Origin of the sequence: Burkholderia sp. Ac-20344 (assembly GCF_017104975.1) — a bacterium.
In the GTDB taxonomy this organism is placed as follows: domain Bacteria; phylum Pseudomonadota; class Gammaproteobacteria; order Burkholderiales; family Burkholderiaceae; genus Burkholderia.
Genome location: NZ_JAAGPP010000082.1, coordinates 1 through 24,042, shown reverse-complemented (window position 1 = coordinate 24,042; position 24,042 = coordinate 1). Strand labels below are relative to the sequence as shown.

12 protein-coding genes and 1 pseudogene are annotated in these 24,042 nt (G+C 68.3%); 8 read left to right on the top strand and 5 right to left on the bottom strand.

Translation table 11 applies throughout. The annotated features are described in order from the left end of the window. Positions 1 to 160: 160 nt before the first annotated feature. The gene (locus G3N64_RS23635) at positions 161 to 1,075 is read right to left on the bottom strand and encodes a glutaminase (protein ID WP_205786087.1); all 915 of its coding nucleotides are present in this window, start codon (positions 1,073 to 1,075) and stop codon (positions 161 to 163) included. A 219-nt stretch (positions 1,076 to 1,294) separates the two neighbouring features. Here G3N64_RS23635 and G3N64_RS23630 point away from each other — a divergent pair, with 219 nt between their 5' ends. Both G3N64_RS23630 and G3N64_RS23625 read left to right on the top strand, forming a co-directional pair. Next, a complete protein-coding gene (locus G3N64_RS23630; protein WP_069260487.1) occupies positions 1,295 to 2,005 on the top strand; it encodes a response regulator in 711 nt (236 codons plus the stop codon). A gap of 64 nt (positions 2,006 to 2,069) precedes the next feature. After that, positions 2,070 to 3,200 carry an ATP-binding protein gene (locus G3N64_RS23625; RefSeq protein ID WP_205786071.1) on the top strand — a complete coding sequence of 377 codons (1,131 nt, stop codon included), beginning with the start codon at positions 2,070 to 2,072 and terminating at the stop codon, positions 3,198 to 3,200. A gap of 213 nt (positions 3,201 to 3,413) precedes the next feature. On the opposite strand, the gene G3N64_RS23620 is transcribed toward G3N64_RS23625, so the two are convergent. Further along, a complete protein-coding gene (locus G3N64_RS23620) occupies positions 3,414 to 5,807 on the bottom strand; it encodes a patatin-like phospholipase family protein (protein WP_205786070.1) in 2,394 nt (797 codons plus the stop codon). Between the two features lie 270 nt (positions 5,808 to 6,077). Between G3N64_RS23620 and G3N64_RS23615 the strand changes: the two genes are divergently transcribed. From G3N64_RS23615 to G3N64_RS23595, 5 genes are all read left to right on the top strand, one after another. After that, positions 6,078 to 7,112: a rod shape-determining protein gene (locus G3N64_RS23615; protein ID WP_205786069.1), complete on the top strand. Its 1,035-nt coding sequence runs from the start codon at positions 6,078 to 6,080 to the stop codon at positions 7,110 to 7,112. A gap of 219 nt (positions 7,113 to 7,331) precedes the next feature. Further along, the gene (locus G3N64_RS23610) at positions 7,332 to 7,991 is read left to right on the top strand and encodes a YdcF family protein (protein WP_205786068.1); all 660 of its coding nucleotides are present in this window, start codon (positions 7,332 to 7,334) and stop codon (positions 7,989 to 7,991) included. Positions 7,992 to 8,585: 594 nt separating this feature from the next. Further along, the gene (locus G3N64_RS23605) at positions 8,586 to 17,195 is read left to right on the top strand and encodes an autotransporter-associated beta strand repeat-containing protein (RefSeq protein ID WP_205786067.1); all 8,610 of its coding nucleotides are present in this window, start codon (positions 8,586 to 8,588) and stop codon (positions 17,193 to 17,195) included. Positions 17,196 to 17,350: 155 nt separating this feature from the next. After that, positions 17,351 to 19,573, top strand: coding sequence for an amylo-alpha-1,6-glucosidase (locus tag G3N64_RS23600; protein ID WP_205786066.1), 2,223 nt, complete (start codon positions 17,351 to 17,353; stop codon positions 19,571 to 19,573). A 96-nt stretch (positions 19,574 to 19,669) separates the two neighbouring features. Next, complete coding sequence (locus tag G3N64_RS23595) at positions 19,670 to 19,921, top strand: hypothetical protein (RefSeq protein ID WP_011354368.1); 252 nt, start codon at positions 19,670 to 19,672, stop codon at positions 19,919 to 19,921. A gap of 497 nt (positions 19,922 to 20,418) precedes the next feature. On the opposite strand, the gene penR is transcribed toward G3N64_RS23595, so the two are convergent. Further along, positions 20,419 to 21,309: a beta-lactamase transcriptional regulator PenR gene (gene penR / locus G3N64_RS23590; protein ID WP_205786065.1), complete on the bottom strand. Its 891-nt coding sequence runs from the start codon at positions 21,307 to 21,309 to the stop codon at positions 20,419 to 20,421. Positions 21,310 to 21,437: 128 nt separating this feature from the next. Here penR and blaPEN-bcc point away from each other — a divergent pair, with 128 nt between their 5' ends. Continuing rightward, positions 21,438 to 22,376, top strand: coding sequence for a PEN family class A beta-lactamase, Bcc-type (gene blaPEN-bcc, locus G3N64_RS23585; RefSeq protein ID WP_205786064.1), 939 nt, complete (start codon positions 21,438 to 21,440; stop codon positions 22,374 to 22,376). A 479-nt stretch (positions 22,377 to 22,855) separates the two neighbouring features. Here blaPEN-bcc and G3N64_RS23580 read toward each other — a convergent pair whose 3' ends face one another. Next, positions 22,856 to 23,056, bottom strand: coding sequence for a hypothetical protein (locus tag G3N64_RS23580; protein WP_021159889.1), 201 nt, complete (start codon positions 23,054 to 23,056; stop codon positions 22,856 to 22,858). Positions 23,057 to 23,749: 693 nt separating this feature from the next. Beyond that, positions 23,750 to 23,917, bottom strand: a pseudogene (locus tag G3N64_RS23575) (integrase core domain-containing protein); the annotation flags it as partial. Positions 23,918 to 24,042: the final 125 nt, after the last annotated feature.

Here is a 24,042-nt window from a genome sequence, read left to right as displayed (position 1 = left end):
GAGTGACCGTTTTACCTTCGGAAACGGCCTTTTGGAAGTAGGCGTTTTGTGCGGCCCAGTTGGGTCGATCGCCGCCGATGGCCGAATTCCCCATCAAGCGCACGCGCCGATATGAATCTCCCGCCGTTGGGCCAGATGAGGCTCGCTTAACCTCGATGCCTCAAAAGATCGACCTTCCCGAATATGTCGTCAACCACTCCAGCGCCAGCGTGCCCGCCAGCGAGTTCCCGTTCGCATCGAGCCCCGGTGCCCACACGCAAACAGCCATCTCGCCGGGCAGCACCGCGACGATCCCGCCACCAACGCCGCTCTTCGCAGGCAGCCCGACGCGGTACACGAAATCCCCCGCCGCATCGTAGGTGCCGCAGGTCAGCATCAGCGCCGACAGCCGCTTCGCGGAACTCGAGTCGACGATCCGCTCGCCGGTCACCGGCGCGACGCCGCCGTTCGCGAGGAACAGCGCGGCGCGCGCGAGCTCGACGCAGTTCATCGTGATCGCGCACTGGCGGCAATACGCATCGATCACCGTGTCGGGCGGCATCTGCATGTTGCCGAAGCTCGCCATGAAGTGCGCCATCGCGCGGTTGCGCTCCGCGTGCTGCAGCTCCGACTGCGCGACGCGCGAGTCGTAGTCGATGTCGTTCGATCCGATCAGCCGCCGCACGAATTCGACCAGCGCCGTCTCGGCCCTCACGAAGCGGCGGCACAGCACATCGGTGACGACCAGCGCGCCCGCGTTGATGAACGGGTTGCGCGGCTTGCCGCGCTCGCTTTCGAGCTGGACCAGCGAGTTGAACGCGTTGCCGGACGGCTCGCGGCCGACCCGTTCCCACAGTGCGTCGCCCAGCAGCTGGAACGCGAGCGTGCACGCGAACAGCTTCGAGATGCTCTGGATCGAGAAGCGCTCGTGCGCGTCACCGACCGTGCAAACGTTTCCGTCTAGCGTCACGACGGCCATCCCGAACTTGTCGGCAGGCACTTTCGCGAGTTCGGGAATGTAATCGGCAACCCGCCCCTGGCCAATCCAGGGGGCAAGTTCGGTGTGGATGCGTTCGAGGATCGTCTGGTAATTCATCACATCAGGCGGGTAGGTGAGCGGCCCGGATTCCGGCGAGCCCGTATGGAACCGCCCCGGCGCCGATTCGTCAAGCGCAGCCGGCATTGCGCCCTTATTTTCAAGACCGGCAAACAGGCAAGCGGCGGGCGCAGTATCATGCGGTACGTTTCGGCCGATGGCCGGCGTCCGGCACCGGCCGGCGCCGCCGTGGCCTCCCCGATGATCCGACCGCTACCCATGTCTTTTCGCATCCTGCTCGTCGAAGACGACACCCGCCTGTCCACGCTGATCGCCGGCTACCTGCGCAAGAACGACTATGAAGTCGACACTGTGCTGCATGGTGACGCCGCGGTGCCGGCGATCCTGTCCATTCGTCCCGATCTCGTCATTCTCGACGTGAACCTGCCGGGCAAGGACGGCTTCGAAATCTGCCGCGAGGCGCGCAAGCAGTACGACGGCGTGATCATCATGGTGACGGCCCGCGACGAGCCGTTCGACGAACTGCTCGGCCTCGAGTTCGGCGCGGACGACTACGTGCACAAGCCGGTCGAGCCGCGCATCCTGCTCGCTCGGATCAAGGCCCAGCTGCGCCGCGCGCCCGCGCGCGTGGCCGAGAGCACCGCGCCGCAGCCCGAGCGCTACGCGTTCGGCAAGTTCTCGATCGACCGCACCGACCGCTCCGTCGTGCTGCCCGACGGCAGCACGCCCGACCTGACGTCGGCCGAGTTCGACCTGCTGTGGGCGCTCGTGTGCCATGCGGGCGAAGTCGTCAGCCGCGACGACCTGATGCTGCAGTTGCGCGGCGTCGAATTCGACGGCCTCGACCGCACGATCGACGGGCGCATCTCGAAGCTGCGCCGCAAGCTGCGCGACGACGCGAGCAACCCGCAGCGGATCAAGACGATTCGCAGCAAGGGTTATCAATTCAGCAAGCACGCGTGGGAATGACGCGGCGTTCGTGCGTCGCCGTCACGTTCCGCGCGGGCATTCCACCCGCCGGCCGGGAGCCGAGATGATCCGACGAACCCGTTCGCACCCCGATGCACCGCCGCTGCCGACGCTGCGCTACGTCAAATGGCGCTGGCTGCATTTCCGCCGCGCGTGGACCGACACGCGCGCCGACCGCATTCCAAGCTGGTCGCGCCTTTACGTGCGCACCTACCTGCATCTGCTCGGCCTCGTGCTGCTGACCGCGCTCGTGCCGGCGCTCGCGCTGTGCGTCGAGTTGTCGCCGCAGGTCGTGTGGCATGCGTTCGACTCGCTGCCCGGCGACATCTGGATCGTGCTGATATTCGTGTTCGCCGCGCCCGCGCTCGCGGCGTACCGCTGGATGCGGCCCGTGTGGTCGGATCTCGTGATGGTGCGCGAGCGCGCGATCGATTTCACCGGCGGGCGCTTCAACACGCGTGCGCGCGAATCGCACAGCGTGATCATCGGCCCGCTCGCGCGGACGCTGAATGCGCTCGCGATGCGCATGGAACGGCTGATCGCCGCGCAGCGCGATCTCACGAACGGTATCTCGCACGAGCTGCGCACGCCGCTCGCACGGGTGCGTTTCGCGCTCGAAATGCTGCGCGAACCGGGTTCCGCGGCCGAATATCAGGGCGCGCTCGAGAGCATCGCGCAGGACGTGACCGAGCTCGAAGAGCTGATCGACATGAGCCTCACGTATGCGCGGCTCGAATACAGCTCGCTGCAGTCGAACCTCGAGATGACGGCCCCCGTCGCGTGGTTCGAGCATCAGGTCAGCGATGCGCAGCTGCTGTATCCGGAGCGCGCGATCGAGTCGCGCGTCGCGATCGCGTCGGACCTGCGCGTGAAGATGGACCGGCGGTTGATGTCGTATGCAATGCGCAACCTGTTGCGCAACGCGAGCAAGTACGCGAAATCGCAGATCGTCGTCGGGATCTCGCTCGTGCACGGCAACATCGGGATCTTCGTCGAGGACGACGGCCCAGGCGTGCCGGAGAGCGAGCGCGAGCGAATCTTCGACGCCTTCGTGCGCCTCGACCGCCGCACCGGCGGCTATGGTCTCGGCCTGTCGATCACGCGGCAGGTGCTCCACGCGCACAACGGCCGGATCGCGGTCGTCGATCCAGTCGAGCTCGGTGGCGCGCGTTTCGAGATCAGCTGGCCGGTCTAGCGATACGCCGCGCGGGCCCCGTGCTTCGACGGCAGCAACAGCACGACAGCACGACAGCACACAGCCGCGCGCGCCGGATGCGAGCGCGTTGCGCGCGCAAGCGACAGCATCGAACGGGCACACGCCCGGGCGGTCGCGATGGCGGCGGAATTCCGATCCGGGCGTGCGGCGCGGCGCAGACGCGGATGCCGCCGAAGCGGCATCCGCGCACGCTCAGTATGTGCGGCCGAGCTGCAGGTAGAAGTTGCGCCGGCCACCGGGCGCGAGCGCCACGCCGATATAGACGGGCCCGAACGCGGTCGACAGGCTCGTGAAGAACGTATAGCTCTGCTTGAGCGCACCGCCGCCGATCTGCTGGCCGCTCGACCAGACGTTGCCGACTTCCGCACTGGCGCCCACCGACAGCGCCTTGACCGGCGACGCGTTGAACGTCATCAACTGGTTCATGTACGTCACCTGCGCGTACGCGAGCTCATTGCCGTTCAACTGGTCGGCCGCATACGCGGACAGATGCTGGAAGCCGCCGAGCGTGAAGTTGAACGCGTTGATCAGGTTGGTGCCGCCGATGCTCTTGCCGCCTTCGATCGTCGCGCTGACGCTGTGCGGGCCGAACTGCTGCGCCACCATCGCCTTGCCGTAGATCTCGGTGTAGGGCGCGTTGTTGATGCTGTCGTCGAACGACTGCGCTGAGCCCCCGTTGCGCGACACCAGCGAGCGTTCGATACGCAGCTCGGTGAAATAGCCCTTGCGCGGGAACAGCGGATCGTCGAGCTGGTCGATGACGAGCCGTGCGCGCGCGGTCAGCGCCTGCGACGTGAAGCTTGGCCACAGCAGCGTCTGGCCGCTGCCGTCGTCGAACGGCAGGTTGTAGGTCGGCGAGCCGTGCCCGGTCACGTAACCGAGGCCGATCCGGAAATCGCCGAGGCGCCCGATCGGCAGGCCGAAATCGAGCCCGGCGCGCGCGGTCTGCATCAGGTACTGCGTGATCTTCACGTCGCCGCTGTCGTCGTACAGGTTCGCGTAGCGGCGCTGGTATTCCGCGTAGGGCGACAGGTAGACGCCGTAGGCCATCGACAGCGGCTGGCGGAACTCGACGCGCGCCGATTGCAGGTCGCTGCCGATCGTCGTGTCCGCGCGGAATTCCAGCCCCGATTCGGTGAGCCACGGCCGCCGGTAGCCGACGTGCAGGCGGAAGCCGCCCTCGTCGGTCGAACTGCTCGACATGCCGAGCCCGAACAGCAGGAAATTCGGCCCCCAGTATTTCTCGCGCGCATCGATCTCGAGCACGTTCTCGTCGCCGTGGCTCACGATCTGCTGCGTGACGCTCTCGAAGTTGCCGCCCGTCGTGAGCCCGAGCAAATCCTGGCTGACTGTGTCCGGATCGTAGATGTCGCCGGGCTTCACGTGCAGCGCGTTGCTGACGACCCGCTTCGGCACGCCGCCGGTGGTCTTGATGTCGATGCGCGTGATCCGGATCGGCGGCGGCAGCGGCTGCGCGTGCGCGGACCGGTAGGCCGCATACTGCTCCGGCGTGAGCGCGAAGCGCTGCAGCTTAGGCAGCGCCGCGGTCGCGGCGGCCGCGCCGGCGGCGATCGCCTGCTTCGCGTTCTGGAAATCGGTGAACGCGAGCGAGCCGAGATCCGGCGTGAGCAGCACGTCCTGCGCGTCGAGCTGCTTGCGCTGCGCGGTCACGTTCTGGCGGATCAGGATGCCGACCATCTGCTGCATCACGTCCGCGGGCGACGCGAGCGCATCGAGCGGGCGCAGTTGCGAGCCGATGTCGACCGCGATCACGACGTTCGCGCCCATCTGCCGTGCGGTGTCGACGGGCAGGTTGCTGACGAGCCCGCCGTCCACGAGCGCGCGCCCGTTGATCTCGGCCGGCGCAAACAGGCCCGGCATCGCCATGCTCGCGCGGATCGCGAGCGGCAGCGAACCGTGGTCGAGCACGACCATCTGGCCCGTCTGCAGGTCGGTCGCGACGGCGCGGTACGGGATCGGCAGGCGGTTGAACGGCTGGTTGGTCGGCACGGCGGCCGTCCAGCTCGCGAGCAGCGCCTGCAGCCGGTTGCCCTGCACGAGGCCGACCGGCACCTTCACGCCTTTCTTGCCGAAGCCCAGCGTCAGCCCGTTGATGTACAGGCGTTCGTCCTCCCGGCTGGTTTGCGGCAGGTCTGCACGCTCCGTCACGTCGAACGCGATGTCCGCGAGGTTGACCTCCGACAAGCGCTTCTGCATCTCGCCGGCGGCCATTCCGCTCGCGTAGAGGCCGCCCACCACGGCGCCCATGCTGGTGCCCGCGATGCAGTCGATCGGGATGCGGTTGTCCTCCAGGACCTTCAGGACCCCGAGGTGTGCATAGCCGCGCGCGCCGCCACCGGACAGCACGAGGCCGATCGACGGCCGGCCGGCCGGGCCGCCGTCGGCCTCGCAGGTGTGCGCGGATGCGGCGGGCGCGGCAGCTGGCGCGCTGGCGGCGGTTGCCTGGGCGGCAGCGGATTCGGCGGCCGGCAGCGGTTGCGCGGCGACCGTGCAGCACCAGAAGGCGACGAGCGTCGTGCAGAGCGGGCGCACCCGCGCCCAGCGGAAGGAAACGGTCGCTGTCATGGAGGAAATACCTGGCGTGATCGGGCGTCTGAGGCCTGCCGGGAGCAGGCAAGACCGAGAGATTACCGTGTTTTACAGGCGCAACGCGAGAGGCCGTTGCGTAGCCGGATGCATCCCGACCGGCATTTTTGACAATTGTTTCGCGAAAAAATCATCGGAATTGCCTAAAGTATCGGAACGATTTGCCGCTAAGGCTGTGATGGGGCGGCATGGATGCGCCGCGGAAATGCGGCGCGGCTGCCCCAACCCGTTCGATTACAAAGGTTTGATATGTCGACACCGCTGTTCGGAAAGTTGTTTGCGCAACCCGTTGCGATCGACCCTGGAACGGCGAGTACGCGGATTTATACGCACGAACGCGGCGTGGTGCTGAACCAGCCGTCGGTCGTTTGCTTCCGCAAGGCTGGTGCGACCGACGCGCGGCCGACGCTCGAGGCCGTCGGCGAGCTCGCGAAGGCGCTGCTCGGCCGCGAACCGGGGCATCTCGAAGCCGTGCGGCCGATGCGGCACGGCGTGATCGCCGACGCGCATGCGGCCGAGCAGATGATCCGCAGCTTCATCGACATGTCGCGCACGCGTTCGCGCTTCGGCCGCCGCGTCGAGGTCACGCTGTGCGTGCCGTCCGATGCGACGGCCGTCGAGCGCCGCGCGCTCCGCGAGGCCGCGTTCGCGGCGGGTGTATCGGACGTCGAACTGATCGAGGAATCGCTGGCAGCCGGGCTCGGCGCGGGCCTGCCGGTGACCGAGCCGGTCGGCTCGATGGTCGTCGATATCGGCGGCGGGACGACCGAAGTCGCGGTGATCGCGCTCGGCGGCATCGTCTACCGCGAGGCGATTCGCGTCGGCGGCAACCAGTTCGACGCGGCGATCGTCAACCACGTTCGCAACCTGTATGGCGTGCTGCTCGGCGAGCAGACGGCCGAGCACGTCAAGCAGACGATCGGCTCGGCCACCAGCGCGGTGCCGCGCAGGTCGACGCGCGCGGTCGGGCGCAGCATCGGCGACGGCCTGCCGCGCTCGATCGAGCTGTCCAACCACGATGTGGCGGATGCGCTGGCCGCGCCGCTCAAGCAGGTGATCGGCGCAGTGAAGTCGGTGCTGGAGAACGCGCCGGCCGAGCTCGTGACCGACATCGCGAATCGTGGCGTGGTGCTGACGGGCGGCGGCGCGCTGCTCGCGGATCTCGAACGCCTGCTGTACGACGAGACGGGGCTCGTCGCCCGGATCGCCGACGAGCCGGCCACCTGCGCGGTGCGCGGCGCCGGCGAGGCGATGGGGCGGCTCGCGATGTGCCCGGCCGACTGATTCGGGCCGTGCCGGGCCGCGCATCGCCGCGCGGCCATTCACATTCTTTCGATCTCCGTGTTGCCGGCCCGCTTCGCCGGGCATGCTTCTCCGGTCGGCGTGCCGGAAGGCCGGCGGCCGTCCGTCGCGTGGACACCCGAATGCGCACCGTGCTAGCGTTACGCGCCCGTCCGGGGCCGGCCAAGCCGATACGCCCGACGACCTGAGAGACCGAAAACCTTGAACAACCAAACCAAACGGGGCTTGTTGGCCCGCACGGGCCGCCTGCTGGCTGTCGTCGCTTGCCTCTGGGTCGCCGCGGCCGTCGCGCTCGTCGCATACGGGATGCGGATGCCGAGCGAGCCGGCCGATGTCGCCGTGATCTTCGGCAACGCGCTCGACGAGACCGGCGCGCCGAAGCCCGTGCTCGCCGCCAGGCTCGACGTCGGTGTGCGTTGCTACCGCACCGGGCAGTGCCCGGCGTTCCTCGTCAGCGGCGCGATCGACGGCCCCGGGCTGAACGAAGCGACCACGATGCGCGACTATCTCGTGGCGCGCGGCGTGCCGGCCGACCGGATCGCCGTCGACGACCAGGGTGACAACACGCTCGCGACTGCGCAGCACACGCTCGCGTACCTGCAGGCGCACCGCCTGTCGCGCGTGCTGATCGTCAGCCAGTACTACCACCTCGCGCGGGCGCGCCTCGCGTTCGAGCGCGTCGGCATCGCGCGGGCGAACATCTCCGCCGCGTATCCGGGCCGTTTCCAGTTGCGCGACGTCTATTCGAGCTGGCGCGAAGTGCCGGCCTACGCGGTGTACGCAGTGCGGTTGTGGGTGAACCCCGATGCGCGGCCGGTGTCGTTCCGGCCGATGCTTTATCTGATGAGCCTGTTTTCGTAACGCGGTGCGGGTTTCCCGAGCGGTGCGCGGCGAAAATCGAAGGGATCGGATCCGCGCCGGATATTCCGGTTTTTTGTTCTGTGAACGATGGGAGGCGGATTATCTCGTGCCGACGCATTCCTGGAATGCGAATATTGCATTGCAAAAAGCAGTCGCAATAATCAAGCTGATATCAGTGTTTTCACGGATGCGTCGTTTCCGGTGTTTTTGAGGTAGATCAAAACAAGTTGGCGAGTAGCGCACGGATTGTCCTGTTTGACGTGACCCGATAAGTAAAAAATGCGCGCTCGCCGATCCGTGATCCGACAGGGAAAAGATCGACTGGAAAAGCCTGTTTTTTTGATATAGCCTTGTCTGACAAAAAGCAGGGGCAGTAATCAAATCAACCAGAAAGTCGCTGCAGAAAAACAGGGGCCGCCGACATGTCATTCGACTAGTTTCACGCCTGCCTTCCAGGGCCAATTAAAGATTCATCCATGAATAAGCCGACGTCGCATCGCGACAGCCGGGGGGCACGCTTTTGTCCGCGATTTTCCGCTGTCGGTTGTTCGATTTCACGGTAGTGCCAATTCCAATAACACGATGAGGGAAAGCATGAATCTTGCGCGTTCGAAAAAAGCCGGCGAACCGTTCCCGAGAATCCTGTTGCCGACGGGCGTTTTCCTGGCGCTGTCCGGCGCCGGCATCGTGCCCGCCCATGCGACCTGCACCACGGCGGGCACCACGGTGACCTGTTCCGGGGTCGCCAACCCGCTTGCGCCGAGCTACTCGAACAGCGCGAACAACATCCACGCCACCGTCAACCCTGGCGCGAGCGTCGGCGTGCTGCTCGGCGTCGGCGGCACCGCGATGTCGCTGACGGGCAACAATACCCAGCTGACCAACAACGGCACGATCGATCCGTCGGCGCTCGGCACCGGGCTCGGCGTGCTGTCGAGCGGCGCGGTGATCGGCAACGCGGCGGCGAGTGCCGGCACCACCGTCATCAACAACGGCACGATGAATGGCTCGACCGGCGTGGCGATCAGCGGCGTGACGGGCATGGCGCTGTCGGTCCAGAACGGCACCGGCGGCACGTCGGCGATCAACAACACCGGCACGATCGGCTCGAACCCGCTGGTCGGCGCGACCCTCACCGGCGCGGATGCGCCCGTGGTGGCCGCGTACGGCGGCGCCACCGTCAACATGACGAACAGCGGCACGATCACCGGCCGCGTGTCGCTCGGTTCGAACGGCACGCCGGGGGCGGGCAATACGTTCACCAACTCGGGCACGATCAACGGCAGCGTGTCGATGGGGGCGAACAGCAACAACACGTTCAATGCCGTGACGGGCTCGTCGGTCAACACGGCGGGCGGCACCGGGGGCGCGTTCAACATCACGGTCGGCCCGGTCACGCTCGGCGTCGCGGCGACGGGCACGGTCGACGGCGGCGCGGGCGGCGACAACACGCTGAATCTGCAGCAGGGGGCCGGCGCGAACGGCACGATCGCGGTCAACAACTACATCAACTTCAATCACGTCGACGTCCAGAGCGGCAACTGGACGATCAACGGCGCATCGACTGCGCAGGACGCGACGCTGGCGGGCGGCGTCGCGATCATCAACAACAATGCATCGCTCGGCACGGGCACCATCACGGCCACCGGCGGCGCGCTGCAGGCGGGCACGGCCGGACTCAACGTCAGCAACAACGTGAGCCTCGGCGCCGGCGGGCTGACGGTGCAGGGCGCGACCGGGCTCGCGCTGTCGGGCACGGTGTCGGGCGCTGGCGCGCTGACGAAGAACGACGGCGGCACGCTGACGCTGTCCGGCGCGAACAACTACACCGGCGGCACGAACCTGAACGCCGGCGGCATCGTGGTCGGCAACAACGGGGCGCTCGGCGCCGGCGCGCTGAACGTCAACGGCTCGGCCACGCTCGACTCGAGTGCGAACACGACGCTCAACAACACCGTCAATCTCGCCACGGGCACGACGCTGACGGTCGGCGGCAGCAACAATCTCGGGCTGGCCGGCTCCATCAACGGCAACGGCGGCCTCGTGAAGAACGGTGCCGCGACGCTGACGCTGACCGGCGCGAACTCCTACACCGGCGACACGACGATCAACGCGGGCACGCTGGCGCTCAGCGGCGGCGGCAGCCTGGCGGCGGCCGGCACGGTGAACCTGAGCGGCGCGGGCGCGACGTTCGACCTGAGCAGCGCATCGGGCGCGCAGACGATTGGCGCGCTGGCGGGCTCGGCCGGCACCAACGTGGACCTCGGCGGCAATTCGCTGACGTTGAACGGCAACGGCAATACGACGTATGCGGGCACGATCGGCGGCGCAGGCAGCGTGACGCTGTCCGGCACCGGCACGCAGACGCTGAGCGGCACGAACGTGTACACGGGCGGCACGAACCTGACCGGCGGCAACCTCGCCGTCGGCAGCAATGCGGCGCTCGGCACCGGCGCGGTGAACGTGAACGGCTCGTCGACGCTCGATGCGACCACCAACGTGTCGCTCGCGAACAATGTCAACGTCGCCACCGGCACGACGCTGACGTTCGTCGGCAGCACCGGTATCGGCCTGAGCGGCACGGTCTCGGGCGGCGGCGGTCTCGTGAAGAACGGCGCGGCGACCGTGACGCTGTCGGGCGCGAACAACTACACCGGCGGCACGACGCTGAATGCCGGCGGGCTGGTGCTCGGCAACAACACGGCGCTAGGCACGGGCGTGCTGACCGTCGGCGGCGCGGCGACGCTCGATACGAGCGCGAACCTGTCGGTCGACAACGCGGTCAACCTCGCCACCAGTTCGGCGCTGACGCTGGGCGGCAGCAACGCCCTCACGTTGAACGGCGGCATCACCGGCGCGGGCAGTCTCGTGAAGAACGGCGCGGCGACGACGACGTTGACGGCCGCGAACACCTACACGGGCGGCACGACGATCAACGCCGGCACGCTGGCGATCAGCGGCGGCGGCAGCCTCGCGGCGACCGGCACGGTGAACCTGGCCGGCGCGGGTGCGGCGCTCGACGTGAGCGCCGCGACCGGGGCGCAGTCGATCGGCGCGCTGTCGGGTGTCGCCGGGACGAACGTCGCGCTGGGCAACAACGCGCTGACGCTGGGCGGGACCGCCAGCGGCACCTTCAGCGGCGCGATCGGCGGCACCGGCAGCCTGACGCTGGCCGGCACCGGCACGCAGACGCTGAACGGCGCGAGCACCTACTCGGGCGGCACGAACCTGAACGGCGGCAGCAGCGTGGTGCTCGGCAACAACAGTGCACTCGGCACCGGCACGGTGAATGTCGCAGGGGCGGCGACGCTCGACACGAACGCGAGCCTGTCGGTCGCCAACGCGGTCAATCTTGCCAACGGATCGACGCTGACGCTGGGCGGCAGCAATGCGCTTGCACTGAGCGGTGGCATTTCCGGCGCGGGCGGTCTCGTGAAGAACGGCCTGGCGACCACGACGCTGACGGGCGCGAACACTTACACGGGCGGCACCACGATCAACGCGGGCACGCTGGCGGTGGGCGCGGGCAGCAGCCTCGCGGCGACCGGCGCGGTGAACCTGACCGGCGCGGGTGCGGCGCTCGACCTGAGCACGGCGACCAGTGCCCAGACGATCGGCGCGCTGTCGGGTGTCGCAGGGACGATCGTCAATATGGGCGGCAACGGGCTGACGCTGGGCGGGACCGCCAGCGGCACCTTCAGTGGCGTGATCGGCGGGGCGGGCAGCCTGACGCTCTCCGGCACCGGCACGCAGACGCTGAACGGCGCGAGCACCTACTCGGGCGGCACGAACCTGAACGGCGGCAGCAGCGTGGTGCTCGGCAACAACAGTGCACTCGGCACCGGCACGGTGAATGTCGCAGGCGCGGCGACGCTCGACACGAGCGCGAGCCTGTCGGTCAACAACGCAGTCAACCTCGCCACCGGTTCGACACTGACGCTCGGCGGCAGCAATGCCCTCACGCTGAGCGGCGGCATCACCGGCGCGGGCGGTCTCGTGAAGGACGGCGCGGCGACGACGACGTTGACGGCCGCGAACACCTACACGGGCGGCACGACGATCAACGCCGGCACGCTGGCGCTCGGTGCGGGCGGCAGCCTTGCGGCGACGGGCGCGGTGAACGTGGCCGGTGTGGGCGCGACATTCGACCTGAGCGGCGCGACGGGCGCGCAGACGATCGGTGCACTGAGCGGTGTCGCCGGCTCGGCCGTGAACCTCGGCGCCAACGACCTGACGCTGAGCGGAACCGCCAGCGGCAATTTCGGCGGCACGATCGGCGGCACCGGCGGCCTGACCGTGGCCGGCACCGGCACGCAAACGCTGTCCGGCGCGAACACCTACACGGGCGGTACGACGATCAACGGCGGCAGCACGCTGGCGCTCGGCGCGGGCGGCAGCCTCGCATCGGGCAGCACGGTGAATCTGGCTGGCACGGGCGCAACGTTCAACCTGAGCGGCGCATCCGGCGCACAGACGCTCGGTGTGCTGACCGGCGCGGCCGGCACGAACGTGAACCTGGGCGCGAATGCGCTGACGCTGAACGGCAGCGGCAACAACACGTTCGGCGGTGCGATCGGTGGCACGGGCGGCGTGACGTTCGCGGGCGCCGGCACGCAGACGCTGACGGGCGCGAACACCTACACGGGCGGCACGACGATCAACGGCGGCAGCACGCTGGCGCTGGGTGCGGGCGGCAGCCTTGCATCGGGCGGCACGGTGAACCTGGCCGGCACGGGCGCGACGTTCAACCTGAGCGGCGCATCCGGCGCACAGACACTTGGCGCGTTGAACGGTGCGGCCGGCACGAACGTGAACCTGGGCGCGAACGCACTGACGTTGAGCGGAACTGCCAGCGGCACGTTCGGCGGCGCGATCGGCGGCACCGGTGGTGTGACGTTCGCGGGCACGGGCACGCAGACACTGACGGGTGCGAACACCTACACGGGCGGCACGACGATCGACACCGGCAGTACGCTCGCGCTCGGCGCGGGCGGCAGCCTCGCGTCGGGTAGCGCAGTGAATCTGGCCGGCACGGGCGCGACGTTCAATCTGAGCGGTGCATCGGGCGCGCAGACGCTCGGCACGCTGAGCGGTGTCATCGGCACGAACGTGAACCTGGGCGCGAATGCGCTGACACTGAACGGCAGCACCAACGGCACGTTTGGCGGCGCGATCGGCGGCACGGGCGGCGTGACGTTCGCAGGCACGGGCACACAGACGCTGACGGGCGCGAACACCTACACGGGCGGCACGACGATCAACGGCGGCAGCACGCTGGCGCTCGGCGCGGGCGGCAGCCTCGCATCGGGCGGTACGGTGAATCTCGCGGGCACGGGCGCGACGTTCAACCTGAGCGGTGCATCGGGCGCGCAGATGATCGGCGCGTTGAACGGTGCGGCCGGCACGAACGTAGACCTCGGCGCGAACGCGCTGACGTTGAGCGGAACTGCCAGCGGTACGTTTGGCGGCGCGATCGGCGGCACCGGTGGTGTGACGTTCGCGGGCACCGGCACGCAGACACTGACGGGCGCGAACACCTACACGGGCGGCACGACGATCGACACCGGCAGTACGCTCGCGCTCGGCGCGGGCGGCAGCCTCGCGTCGGGTAGCGCAGTGAATCTGGCCGGCACGGGCGCGACGTTCAATCTGAGCGGTGCATCGGGCGCGCAGACGCTCGGCACGCTGAGCGGTGTCATCGGCACGAACGTGAACCTGGGCGCGAATGCGCTGACACTGAACGGCAGCACCAACGGCACGTTTGGCGGCGCGATCGGCGGCACCGGTAGCGTGACGTTCGCGGGTACCGGCACGCAAACGCTGTCCGGCGCGAACACCTATACGGGTGGTACGACGATCAACGGCGGCAGCACGTTGGCGCTGGGCGCGGGCGGCAGCCTCGCATCGGGCAGCGCGGTGAATCTGGCCGGCACGGGCGCAACGTTCGACGTGAGCGGCGCATCGGGCGCACAGACGCTCGGTGTGCTGACCGGCGCGGCCGGCACGAACGTGAACCTCGGCGCGAATGCGCTGACGCTGAACGGCAGTGGCAACAACACGTTCGGTGGTGCGATCGGCGGCACGGGCGGCGTGACGTTCGCGGGCGCCGGCACGCAGACGCTGACGGGCGCGAACACCTATACGGGCGGGACGACGATCAACGGCGGCAGCACGCTGGCGCTCGGCGCGGGCGGCAGCCTCGCATCGGGCAGCACGGTGAACCTGGCCGGCACGGGCGCGACGTTCAACCTGAGCGGCGCGACGGGCGCGCAGACACTCGGCGCGTTGAACGGTGCGGCCGGCACGAACGTGAACCTGGGCGCGAACGCACTGACGTTGAGCGGAAGCGGCGGCACGTTTGGCGGCGCGATCGGCGGCACGGGCGGCGTGACGTTCGCGGGTGCCGGCACGCAAACGCTGACGGGCGCGAACACCTACACGGGCGGTACGACGATCAACGGCGGCAGCACGCTGGCGCTCGGCGCGGGCGGCAGCCTCGCATCGGGCAGCACGGTGAATCTCGCCGGCACAGGCGCAACGTTCAACCTGAGCGGTGCATCGGGCGCGCAGACGCTCGGCACGCTGTCCGGCGGCGCCGGCACGAACGTGGACCTCGGCGCGAATGCGCTCACGTTGAACGGCAGCGGCAACGGCACGTTCGGTGGCGCGATCGGCGGCACGGGCGGCGTGACGTTCGCAGGCACGGGCACGCAGACGCTGACGGGCGCGAACACCTACACGGGCGGCACGACGATCAACGGCGGCAGCACGCTGGCACTCGGCGCAGGTGGCAGTCTCGCGTCGGGCAGCGCGGTGAATCTCGCCGGCACGGGCGCGACGTTCAACGTGAGTGGTGCAACGGGCGCACAGACGATCGGTGCGCTGAGCGGCAGCGCGGGCACGACCGTGAATCTCGGCGCGAATGCGCTGACGCTGAACGGCAGCGGCAACAACACGTTCGGCGGGACGATCGGCGGCACCGGCGGCCTGACAGTGGCCGGCACGGGTACGCAAACGCTGTCCGGCGCGAACACCTACACGGGCGGCACGACGATCAACGGCGGCAGCACGCTGGCGCTCGGCGCAGGCGGCAGTCTCGCGTCGACGGGCGCGGTGAATCTCGCGGGCACGGGGGCGACGTTCGACGTGAGCGGCGCGACAGGCGCGCAGACGATCGGCACGTTGAACGGCGCGGCCGGCGCGGCCGTCAATCTCGGCGCCAATGCGCTGACGTTGAACGGGAGCGGCAACGGCACGTTCGACGGGACGATCGGCGGGGCGGGCGGCGTGACGATCGCCGGCACCGGTATCCAGACGCTGACGGGCGCGAACACGTACACCGGCGGCACCACGATCGCGGCCGGCGGCGCGCTGCAACTCGGCAACGGCGGCACGTCGGGCAGCATCGCCGGCAATGTCGTCGACAACGGCGCGCTGATCGTGAATCAATCCGGCAACGTGACGATTGCAAGCGTGCTGTCCGGCGCGGGCTCGCTGACGCAGGCCGGCAGCGGGCAACTGACGTTGACGGGCACCAGCACGCTGAGCGGCCCGACCACGGTCAGCGCGGGCACGCTCGCCGTCAATGGTTCGCTCGGCCAGTCGACCGTGACCGTGCAGAACGGTGCGATGGTCACGGGTACCGGCACGATCGGCGGCCTCGTGGTGCAGGGCGGCGCGACGGCGGCCGCGTCGCAGCCGGGCGCGGCGCTGAACGTGGGCGGCAACGTCACGTTCCAGCCGGGTTCGACGTTCCAGGTCGCAGCCTCGCCGCAGCAAAGCGGCAGCCTCGCGGCGGGCGGCACGGCGACGCTGAACGGCGGCACCGTGCAGGTGCTCGCGAACCAGAGCGGCTACCAGCCGAGCACGACCTATACGATCGTGACGGCGGCGTCGGGTGTGCAGGGCACGTTCAGCCAGGTGAATGCGAACTACGCGTTCCTGATGCCGACGCTCAGCTACGACCCGAATCACGTGTACCTGCGACTGGTCCAGAACGGCACGTCGCTGCCCGACGTCGCGACGACGCCCAACCAGCGTTCGGTCGCGGCCGCGCTCGGCGGGCTCGGCGCCGGCAACCCGCTGTACGACGCGGTGCTGACGACCGACGTGGCGACCGCACGCCGCGCTTACGGGCTGCTCGACGGCGAGCTGCAGGCGAGCCTGAAGAGCATGCTGCTGCTCGACAGCCGCTATGTGCGCGACGCCGTGACCGATCGCGTCCGCCAGGGTCTCGCGCCCGGATCGGGCCCGCTCGCCGCGCTGTCGTCGGGTGGCGCAGCCTTGTGCGGCGACAACACGGCCGGCGTGGTCGACCCGACGCTGCCGCCGGAACGCCGGATCGGCTCGCGCGAGGGCTGCTACGGCGGCACGCCTTACCAGCCGGTTGTCTGGGGGCAGGCGTTCGGCGGCCGCAGCCGGCTCACTGGCGACGGCAACGCGTCGACGATCAACCGCAGCATGACGGGCTTCATCGCCGGTGCCGACATGGCGCTCAACGACAAGTGGCGTGCAGGCCTGGCAGCAGGCGTCACGCACAGCTCGCTCGACAACGACCAGAGCGCGTCGGCGTCGGTGAACAGCTACTACCTGTCGCTGTACGGCGGCGCGCAATACGGTGCGCTCGGCGTGCGCGGCGGCGCGTCGTACACGTGGTACCGGATCAACAGTGACCGTTCCCCGGGCTTCGCGGGCTTCTCCGATCACGACTCGGCCGGCTACGACGCACATTCGGCGCAGGTGTTCGGTGAAGTCGGCTATGCGCTGCCGGTCGGGCCCGTGGCGATCGAACCGTTCGCGGGCCTCGCGTATGTGAACCTGCACACCGACGGCTATACGGAAACAGGCGGCGCGGCCGCGTTGCGTGCCGGCGGCGAGACGACCCATGTCGGCTTCTCGACCCTCGGCTTGCGCGCAGCGTCGCAGCTCGGCTCGATCGGGAGCGGCACGTTCACCGCGCGCGGGACGGTCGGCTGGCGGCACGCGTTCGGCAACGTGCGGCCGTCGTCGGCGTTCACGTTCGCGAACGGCGGTACGTCGTTCCAGGTATCGGGCGTGCCGATTGCTCGCGACAGCGCCGTGCTCGAGGCCGGCATCGACGCGAACATCACGAAGCGCCTGACGCTCGGCCTCACGTACAGCGGCCAGTACGGCAGCGGCGTGCGCGACAACGCAATCCTCGGCAACATCCTGTGGAAGTTCTGATCTGCATCTGATGTGCCTGTGCGCGACGCCAGGCGGCGACGGCAACGTCGCATGGCGCCGCGTCTTTTTCGTCGCTGCGCACGTTCCCCGTTCTGTCCTATCCTGTGTCGAAACACGCGACGCGCCGCGCGTTGCGCCTCGACACAGGAGTATCGATGCCGAATCACGCAGAAGCCACGACGACGCAGGCGCCGCAAGTCGCGCCTGCTGCCCCGACCCCCGCGTCGGGTCCCGCATTCATCGCGCCCGAAGCCGATCCGCAGGCGCTGGCGCGCAACAACCAGTACGTCCTGAAATCCGGCGACGCGTTCGTGGTCAGCGACGCGCTCGGCGACATCGGCGGTCGTGACGACGGCCTGTTCGTCGACGACATGCGCGTGCTGTCGACGTGGCGCCTGACGTTCGGCGGCCGCGCGCCGTCGCTGCTGTCGGGCGCGACGAGCGCCGACAACGCATCGTTCACCGCCCACCTGACGAACCGCCCGTTGCCGCCGCTCGGCGGCCACGAAACGCCCGAGGGCGTGATCCACATCGAACGGATGCGCGTGCTTGCGGGCGACGTGCTCTACGAAGCGCTGACGCTGACGAACTACGGCGCGAGCGAAGCCGAGGTGCCGCTGTCGCTGTCGTTCGCGGCCGATTTCAAGGACATGTTCGAGGTGCGCGGCACGCAGCGCCCGACGCGCGGCACCGTGGCGGCGCCGCGCGTCGAAGGGGGCGCGGTGCGGTTGCGCTATGACGGCCTCGACCGTGTCGAGCGCAACGTGACCGTGCATTTCTCGCCGGCGCCCGACGCGCTGTCGGTCGATCGTGCCGACTACACGCTGACGATCGCCGCGCAGGCATGCGTGTCGATCTACCTGACCGTCGATGCGACGCTCGGCCCGGTGCATGTGGAAGGACCGGGATGCGGCCGCGTCGCGCTGCGCACTGCGCTCGTCGGCGTGCACCGCGAGATGCGCGCGCGGCGCGAATCGATGGCGCGCGTGAACACCGGCAATCCATTGTTCGACGCGTGGCTCGACCGCTCGCTCGCGGATCTCGGGCTGCTCACGACGCAGCTCGACACGGGGCCGTACCCGTATGCGGGCATTCCGTGGTTCTCGACACCGTTCGGCCGCGACGCGGTGATCACGTCGCTGCAGATGCTGTGGCTGCAGCCGTCGCTTGCGCGTGGCGTGCTGCGGTTCCTGGCCGAGCATCAGGCGCGCGAGACGTCCGCGTTCCGCGATGCAGAGCCCGGCAAGATCATGCACGAGTTCCGCCGCAGCGAGATGGCCGCGACGGGCGAGGTGCCGTTCGCGCTGTACTACGGCGGCGTCGATACGACGCCACTGTTCATCGTGCTCGCAGGCGCGTATGTCGAACGCACCGGCGACGATGCGCTGATCGACGAGCTGTGGCCCGCACTCGAGCGCGCCGCGCAATGGGTGATCGACAAGTGCGACCGCAATCCTTACGGACTGCTCGATTATCAGCGCACGTCGGAGCGTGGCCTCGCGAACCAGGGCTGGAAGGACAGCCACGATTCGGTATTCCACGCGGACGGCCGCTTTCCGGATGGGCCGATCGCGCTCGTGGAAGTGCAGGCGTATGCATGCGCGGCGCTCGATGCGATGTCGACGTGCTCGCACCGGCGCGGCCACGCGGCCGACGCCACGCGCTATGCACTGCGCGCGAAGACGCTGCGCGAGCAAGTCGACGCGCTGTTCTGGATGCCGGAAGGCGATTTCTACGGCATCGCACTCGACGGTCATGGCGACCTGTGCCGCGTGTTCGCATCGAACGCGGGCCACCTGCTCGCGTTCGGGCTGCCCGACGCCGAGCGCGGCGCGGCGGTCGCCAGCGTGCTTGGTTCGACGCTGTTCCAGACGGGCTGGGGCATCCGCACGCTCGCGGCCGGCCAGCCGCGCTTCAACCCGATGGCGTATCACAACGGCTCGGTGTGGCCGCACGACAATGCGCTGATCGCGCGAGGTCTTGCGCGCTACGGCGACAAGACGGCCGCGGTGAACCTGCTGCGCGCGCTGTTCGAGGCGGCGGTGAGCTTCGAGATGCGCCTGCCCGAGCTGTTCTGCGGGTTCCCGCGCCGCCGCGGCGAACCGCCGACCGCGTATCCGGTGGCCTGCCTGCCGCAGGCGTGGGCGGCCGGCGCGCCGTTCATGATGCTGCAGGCCTGCCTCGGCGTGAGCATCGACGCGTCGCGCCACGAGGTGCGGGTCGAGCGCCCGGCGCTGCCGGAAGGCGTCGACTGGCTGCGGATCGACGCGCTGCGCGTCGGCGACGAAACCGTGTCGCTCACGTTCCGCCGCGTCGACGGCCAGGTCGTTGCATCGGCGGAGCAGCCGGGCCGCGTGAAGGTGGTCGCGGTGCTGTAGCGCGGCGCTGCGCGAACGTTGCGCGATGTCGCGCCACGTTCGCGCGCAGCGGCATAGAATCGTGACATGACCCTTGAGCGATGGCGGAGGTAGACGATGACGACCGACAACCGGCCCGACGACAGCGAGCACAAGCTCGAGAATCTGGAAGCGGCGGTCGACCACCTGCACAAGTCGATCGAATCGCAGAGCATCGCGGTCGGCGCGGCGAAGGGCATCCTGTTCAGCCTGATCGAAACGCTCGGCGCGCTGATCGGCGATCCCGACTTGCCCGAGCACGCACGCTCGGGTTACGAGGCGCTGCGCGACAAGGCGAGCGAATTGCGCGGCGGGCTCGACCGGCATTGATGCCGGGATGGCGCTGGCGCCAGCCGCACGGGCCGCGCCGGCGCTGCCCGATTCTGCAGACGAAGCACAAAAACCCGTGCGCTCAATGAGTTAGGTGGCCGATGCGCAGGATATCCACAAGCTTGCCAACACAATCTGTGGAGAACCGGCCGGCCCCAGGCGGGTGTGCGGCACGTGCCGTGCGAAAGCGCACGCGCTGCCACACGGTTGACCGTGCAAGGTCCGTATATCGAATCCCCTTTTGTATCAGGGTGTTACGCGGCGCCCGGGAAGGATATCCACAGGCTTGCCAACATATTCTGTGGATAACTCGCAATCGATTGCGTCGTGACAGTTGAGGATCGGCCTGCCGAAGGCCGGCTTGCGAAGCCCCGTGTACATGGGCTGCCCGATGTCTGCGTCGGCGCGTTAATTCGTGCGCGATCAAGGGCTTAGGTCCCGGGTACCCAGGATATCCACATCCTTGCCAACACTTTCTGTGGACAAGCGGGGCCGCGTCATTCGGCCTGCGCCGTGGCGGCCGCTTCGGCCACGATCCAGTCGCGAAAGAGCGTCATCGCCGGCGTGAGCGGCTTCGACTTCAGCGAGGTGAGCCAGTAGCCGCCGGCGCGCACGTCGATGTCGAGCGGCCGCGCGAGCAGGCCGAGCTGCAGTTCGCGTGCGAACATGCATGCCGGCGCGAGCGCGACGCCCGCGCCCTGCATCGCGGCCTCGACCATCAGCGGCGACGAATCGAACACGGGCCCGTTGACCGCCCACGGCGCGAGCTGCGCCGCATCGAACCAGCCGAGCCATTCGTCGGTGCGGTACGAGCGCAGCAGCGTTTCGTTCGCGAGATCGGCCGGTTGCGCGAGGCGCCGCGCGATGTCCGGTGCGCACAGCGCGGTGAGCGGCGCGTCGAGCAGGCGCTCGTTGCGCGTCGCCGGCCAGTTGCCTTCCCCGAAACGGATCGCGAAGTCGAGGCCCTCGGCGGCGAGGTCGACGACGTTGTTGTTGGTCCGCAGCCGCAGCTCGACGAACGGGTGCGTATCGCCGAACTGCTTCAAGCGCGGCATTAGCCAGCCTAGGGCAAAGGTGCCGACGACGCCGAGCGTCAGCACCTCGTGGAAGCGCCCGCCGTCGAACTGCTTGAGCACCGTCTCGATGCGGCTGAACGCGTCGCTCAGCACGGGCAGCAGCGCGCGCCCCTCGTCGGTGAGCCCGAGGCCGCGCGGCAGCCGTGTGAACAGCGTGCAGCCGAGCCGCTCCTCGAGCGAACGCACCTGCTGGCTGACGGCGGCCTGGGTCACGCTCAGCTCGAGGCCGGCGCGCGTGAAGTTCAGGTGGCGCGCCGACGATTCGAACGCGCGCAGCGCATTGAGCGGAAGATGAGGGCGGAGCTTAGTCATAAGAATTTCTTTTGTCGGCGCTCAATTATCGTTGCTTGTCAGGCAACCGTAAAGTCCCGATAGTGCTGTCTCGCCGGCCGGGCGTGTTCAACACCCTTTTGCTCACATTCCACCACGAGACAACCGACATGACTTACTCATCGAAACGTCGAACCCTGTTGCTGGCGGCCGCGACGGCGCCGCTCGTTTTGACCGTCACCGCGTGCGCGTCGACGCAGGCCGCCGCGCAAAACCCGGCCGCCGCGTCGGACGAGGCTGCCATGCCGGACGTGGTCGACGTGGCGGCTGCCGCGACGTTTGCCCGTCTCGAACGCGACGCTGGCGGCCGTCTCGGTGTGTGCGCGATCGACACCGCGAGCGGGCGGCGCCTCGCGCATCGTGCCGACGAGCGCTTCCCGTTCTGCAGCACGTTCAAGGCGATGCTGAGTGCGGCGGTGCTTGCGCGAAGCGTCGAGCGCCCGGCATTGCTGCAACAGCGCGTGACGTATGCGAAGGCCGACCTCGTCAACTATTCGCCGGTGTCGGAGAAGCATGTCGACACGGGCATGACGGTCGCCGCACTGTGCGAAGCCGCGATCCAGTACAGCGACAACTCGGCCGCGAACCTGCTGATGAAGCTGCTCGGCGGCCCGTCGGCGGTGACGGCCTACGCGCGCTCGATCGGCGACGATGCGTTCCGGCTGGATCGATGGGAGGCCGAACTGAATACCGCGCTGCCGGGCGACCTGCGCGACACGACGACGCCGGCCGCGATGGCGGCGAGCATGCGTGCGCTGATGGTCGGCGATGCGCTGCCTGCCGCGCAGCGTGCACAGCTCGTCGCGTGGATGCGCGGCAACAAGGTCGGCGACAAGCGGATCCGCGCGGGCGTGCCGACAGGGTGGACGGTGGGCGACAAGACGGGCACAGGCGACTACGGGACGACCAACGACGCGGGTGTCGTGTGGCCGCCGTCGCGTGCGCCGATCGCCGTGGCCGTGTACTACACGCAGGCGCGTGCCGATGCGCGCGCGAAGGACGACGTGATCGCGTCGGTTGCGCGCATCGTCGTCCAGGCCTTCGGTTGAGGCGAGCGGCGCGGCGTGCGTGACGAGCGTCGCATGCCTGCCGTGCCGCAGCCGTGACCTGCATGATCAAACGTTGTGCGATCAACGACTTAGGTCACGCATGCTCAGGATGTCCACATGCTTGCCAACAAAAATTGTGGACAAGCTCGTGCGCGGGCGCGTCCGGCGTGGCGCGGGCCGCCGTGCCGCGTTTGAGGCGGCACGGACAAAGTCTTTCGGATCAAGCGCTTGCCCGCGGTATGCGCAGGCTATCCACACGCTTGCCAACACAATCTGTGGACAAGCCGGTTCGCACACGCGGAAGGCGGCCCGTCATGCGGCGAGACGATGTGCGAGCGGCACTTTGCCGGCCGCGTGCCGCATTTGAAGCAGCGCGGACAAAGTCTTTCGGATCAAGCGCTTGGTCGCGGTATGCGCAGGCTATCCACATGCTTGCCAACACAATCTGTGGACAAGCCATGCGGCCGGGATGGCGACGGTCAGGGCTGCCGATCGTCGACGGTGGGCCAGCGCACGAACGCGAACACCCACAACATGACGAAGTTCAGGACGGGGACGAACATCGTCAGGATCCACCAGCCCGAATGCCCGGTGCGCCGGACGATGCGGACGTACGGATAGACGACGACGGCGACGAGCACGAGTGAGACGACCAGCTGCCACGCGGTGAAGTGTTCCATGGTCTTCCTCGGAGTGATGTGTCGTGGTGCGGCGCCGGCGGAACGGCCGGCCCGTTGAGCCGCTGCGCGAAGCCGGCATGCGCGGCCGCGTGCGGCTCGCGTGAGCTTGACGCGTGGCGGGCGCGAGCGTCAAGGCGACGGCGGTGCAATGCTGTTGTGCGGGATCGTCCGCATGCACGCATGACCGGGCCGCACGTTGCCGCAACCGTGACGCCGCGTATGAACCGTAGGCCGATCAACGGGTTAGCGCAGGCTTGCGCAGGATATCCACAAGCTTGCCAACACATTCTGTGGGTAAGTGGCGCCGCGCATGTCGAGCGCGCATGAACCGACTGCGGCTTGCATCGTCGTGGCGTCGTGATGCGAAGTGCGGCGGAGCGGTGTGTGCGATGGCCATCACCAGGGCCTCGTCTGCATCACGCGTGCCAAAGTCCGTCGGATCAAGGGCTTAGCGTTGCGGTGCGCAGGATATCCACAAGCTTGCCAACATTTTCTGTGGACAACTTTGGCGGTGGCAGCGAACCCTTGTCAGGCGGGCAAGATAGACGATGTGGCGAAACGGGGTGTGGCTGCTTCAGGCCATTCCCACACGATTCCCCATCCCGCATGACAAATTGACATGACACCCCGCTGGAGTTGCCCCTGTAATACCGGACGCGACATCACACTAAGGATTGCTGAATCCATCGAATGCCGGAGCTCGCGAGGCGAGCGATGTTTCAGCGCGCTATGGGGATGCTCCTCGTTGTAATGCTCGAACGCGATGGCCAAATTGCGTGCAGCAGTCGCTGCGTCCGGCGTCGGCATGAAGGCGACGTAGTCGCGTTTCATCGTCTTCACGAAGCTCTCGGCCATCCCGTTATCGCAAGTCAGCAACTGCTTGTCGTGACGACGGTTGCGGGACCGTAACGGTCAAGATCACTCATCCATTTCACCCGCGTTGCGGCACCCTAATCCAGCTGGCTACCCGGCGCGTCAACTGGGGA

Bases quoted from the DNA above. Each gene is read 5' to 3' on its own strand.
- G3N64_RS23600 (WP_205786066.1), top strand. From the start codon at position 17,351: ATGCCGAATCACGCAGAAGCCACGACGACGCAGGCGCCGCAAGTCGCG.
- G3N64_RS23635 (WP_205786087.1), bottom strand. From the start codon at position 1,075: ATGAATTACCAGACGATCCTCGAACGCATCCACACCGAACTTGCCCCC.
- G3N64_RS23625 (WP_205786071.1), top strand. From the start codon at position 2,070: ATGATCCGACGAACCCGTTCGCACCCCGATGCACCGCCGCTGCCGACG.
- blaPEN-bcc (WP_205786064.1), top strand. From the start codon at position 21,438: ATGACTTACTCATCGAAACGTCGAACCCTGTTGCTGGCGGCCGCGACG.
- G3N64_RS23605 (WP_205786067.1), top strand. From the start codon at position 8,586: ATGAATCTTGCGCGTTCGAAAAAAGCCGGCGAACCGTTCCCGAGAATC.
- G3N64_RS23615 (WP_205786069.1), top strand. From the start codon at position 6,078: ATGTCGACACCGCTGTTCGGAAAGTTGTTTGCGCAACCCGTTGCGATC.
- penR (WP_205786065.1), bottom strand. From the start codon at position 21,309: ATGACTAAGCTCCGCCCTCATCTTCCGCTCAATGCGCTGCGCGCGTTC.
- G3N64_RS23595 (WP_011354368.1), top strand. From the start codon at position 19,670: ATGACGACCGACAACCGGCCCGACGACAGCGAGCACAAGCTCGAGAAT.
- G3N64_RS23630 (WP_069260487.1), top strand. From the start codon at position 1,295: ATGTCTTTTCGCATCCTGCTCGTCGAAGACGACACCCGCCTGTCCACG.
- G3N64_RS23580 (WP_021159889.1), bottom strand. From the start codon at position 23,056: ATGGAACACTTCACCGCGTGGCAGCTGGTCGTCTCACTCGTGCTCGTC.
- G3N64_RS23620 (WP_205786070.1), bottom strand. From the start codon at position 5,807: ATGACAGCGACCGTTTCCTTCCGCTGGGCGCGGGTGCGCCCGCTCTGC.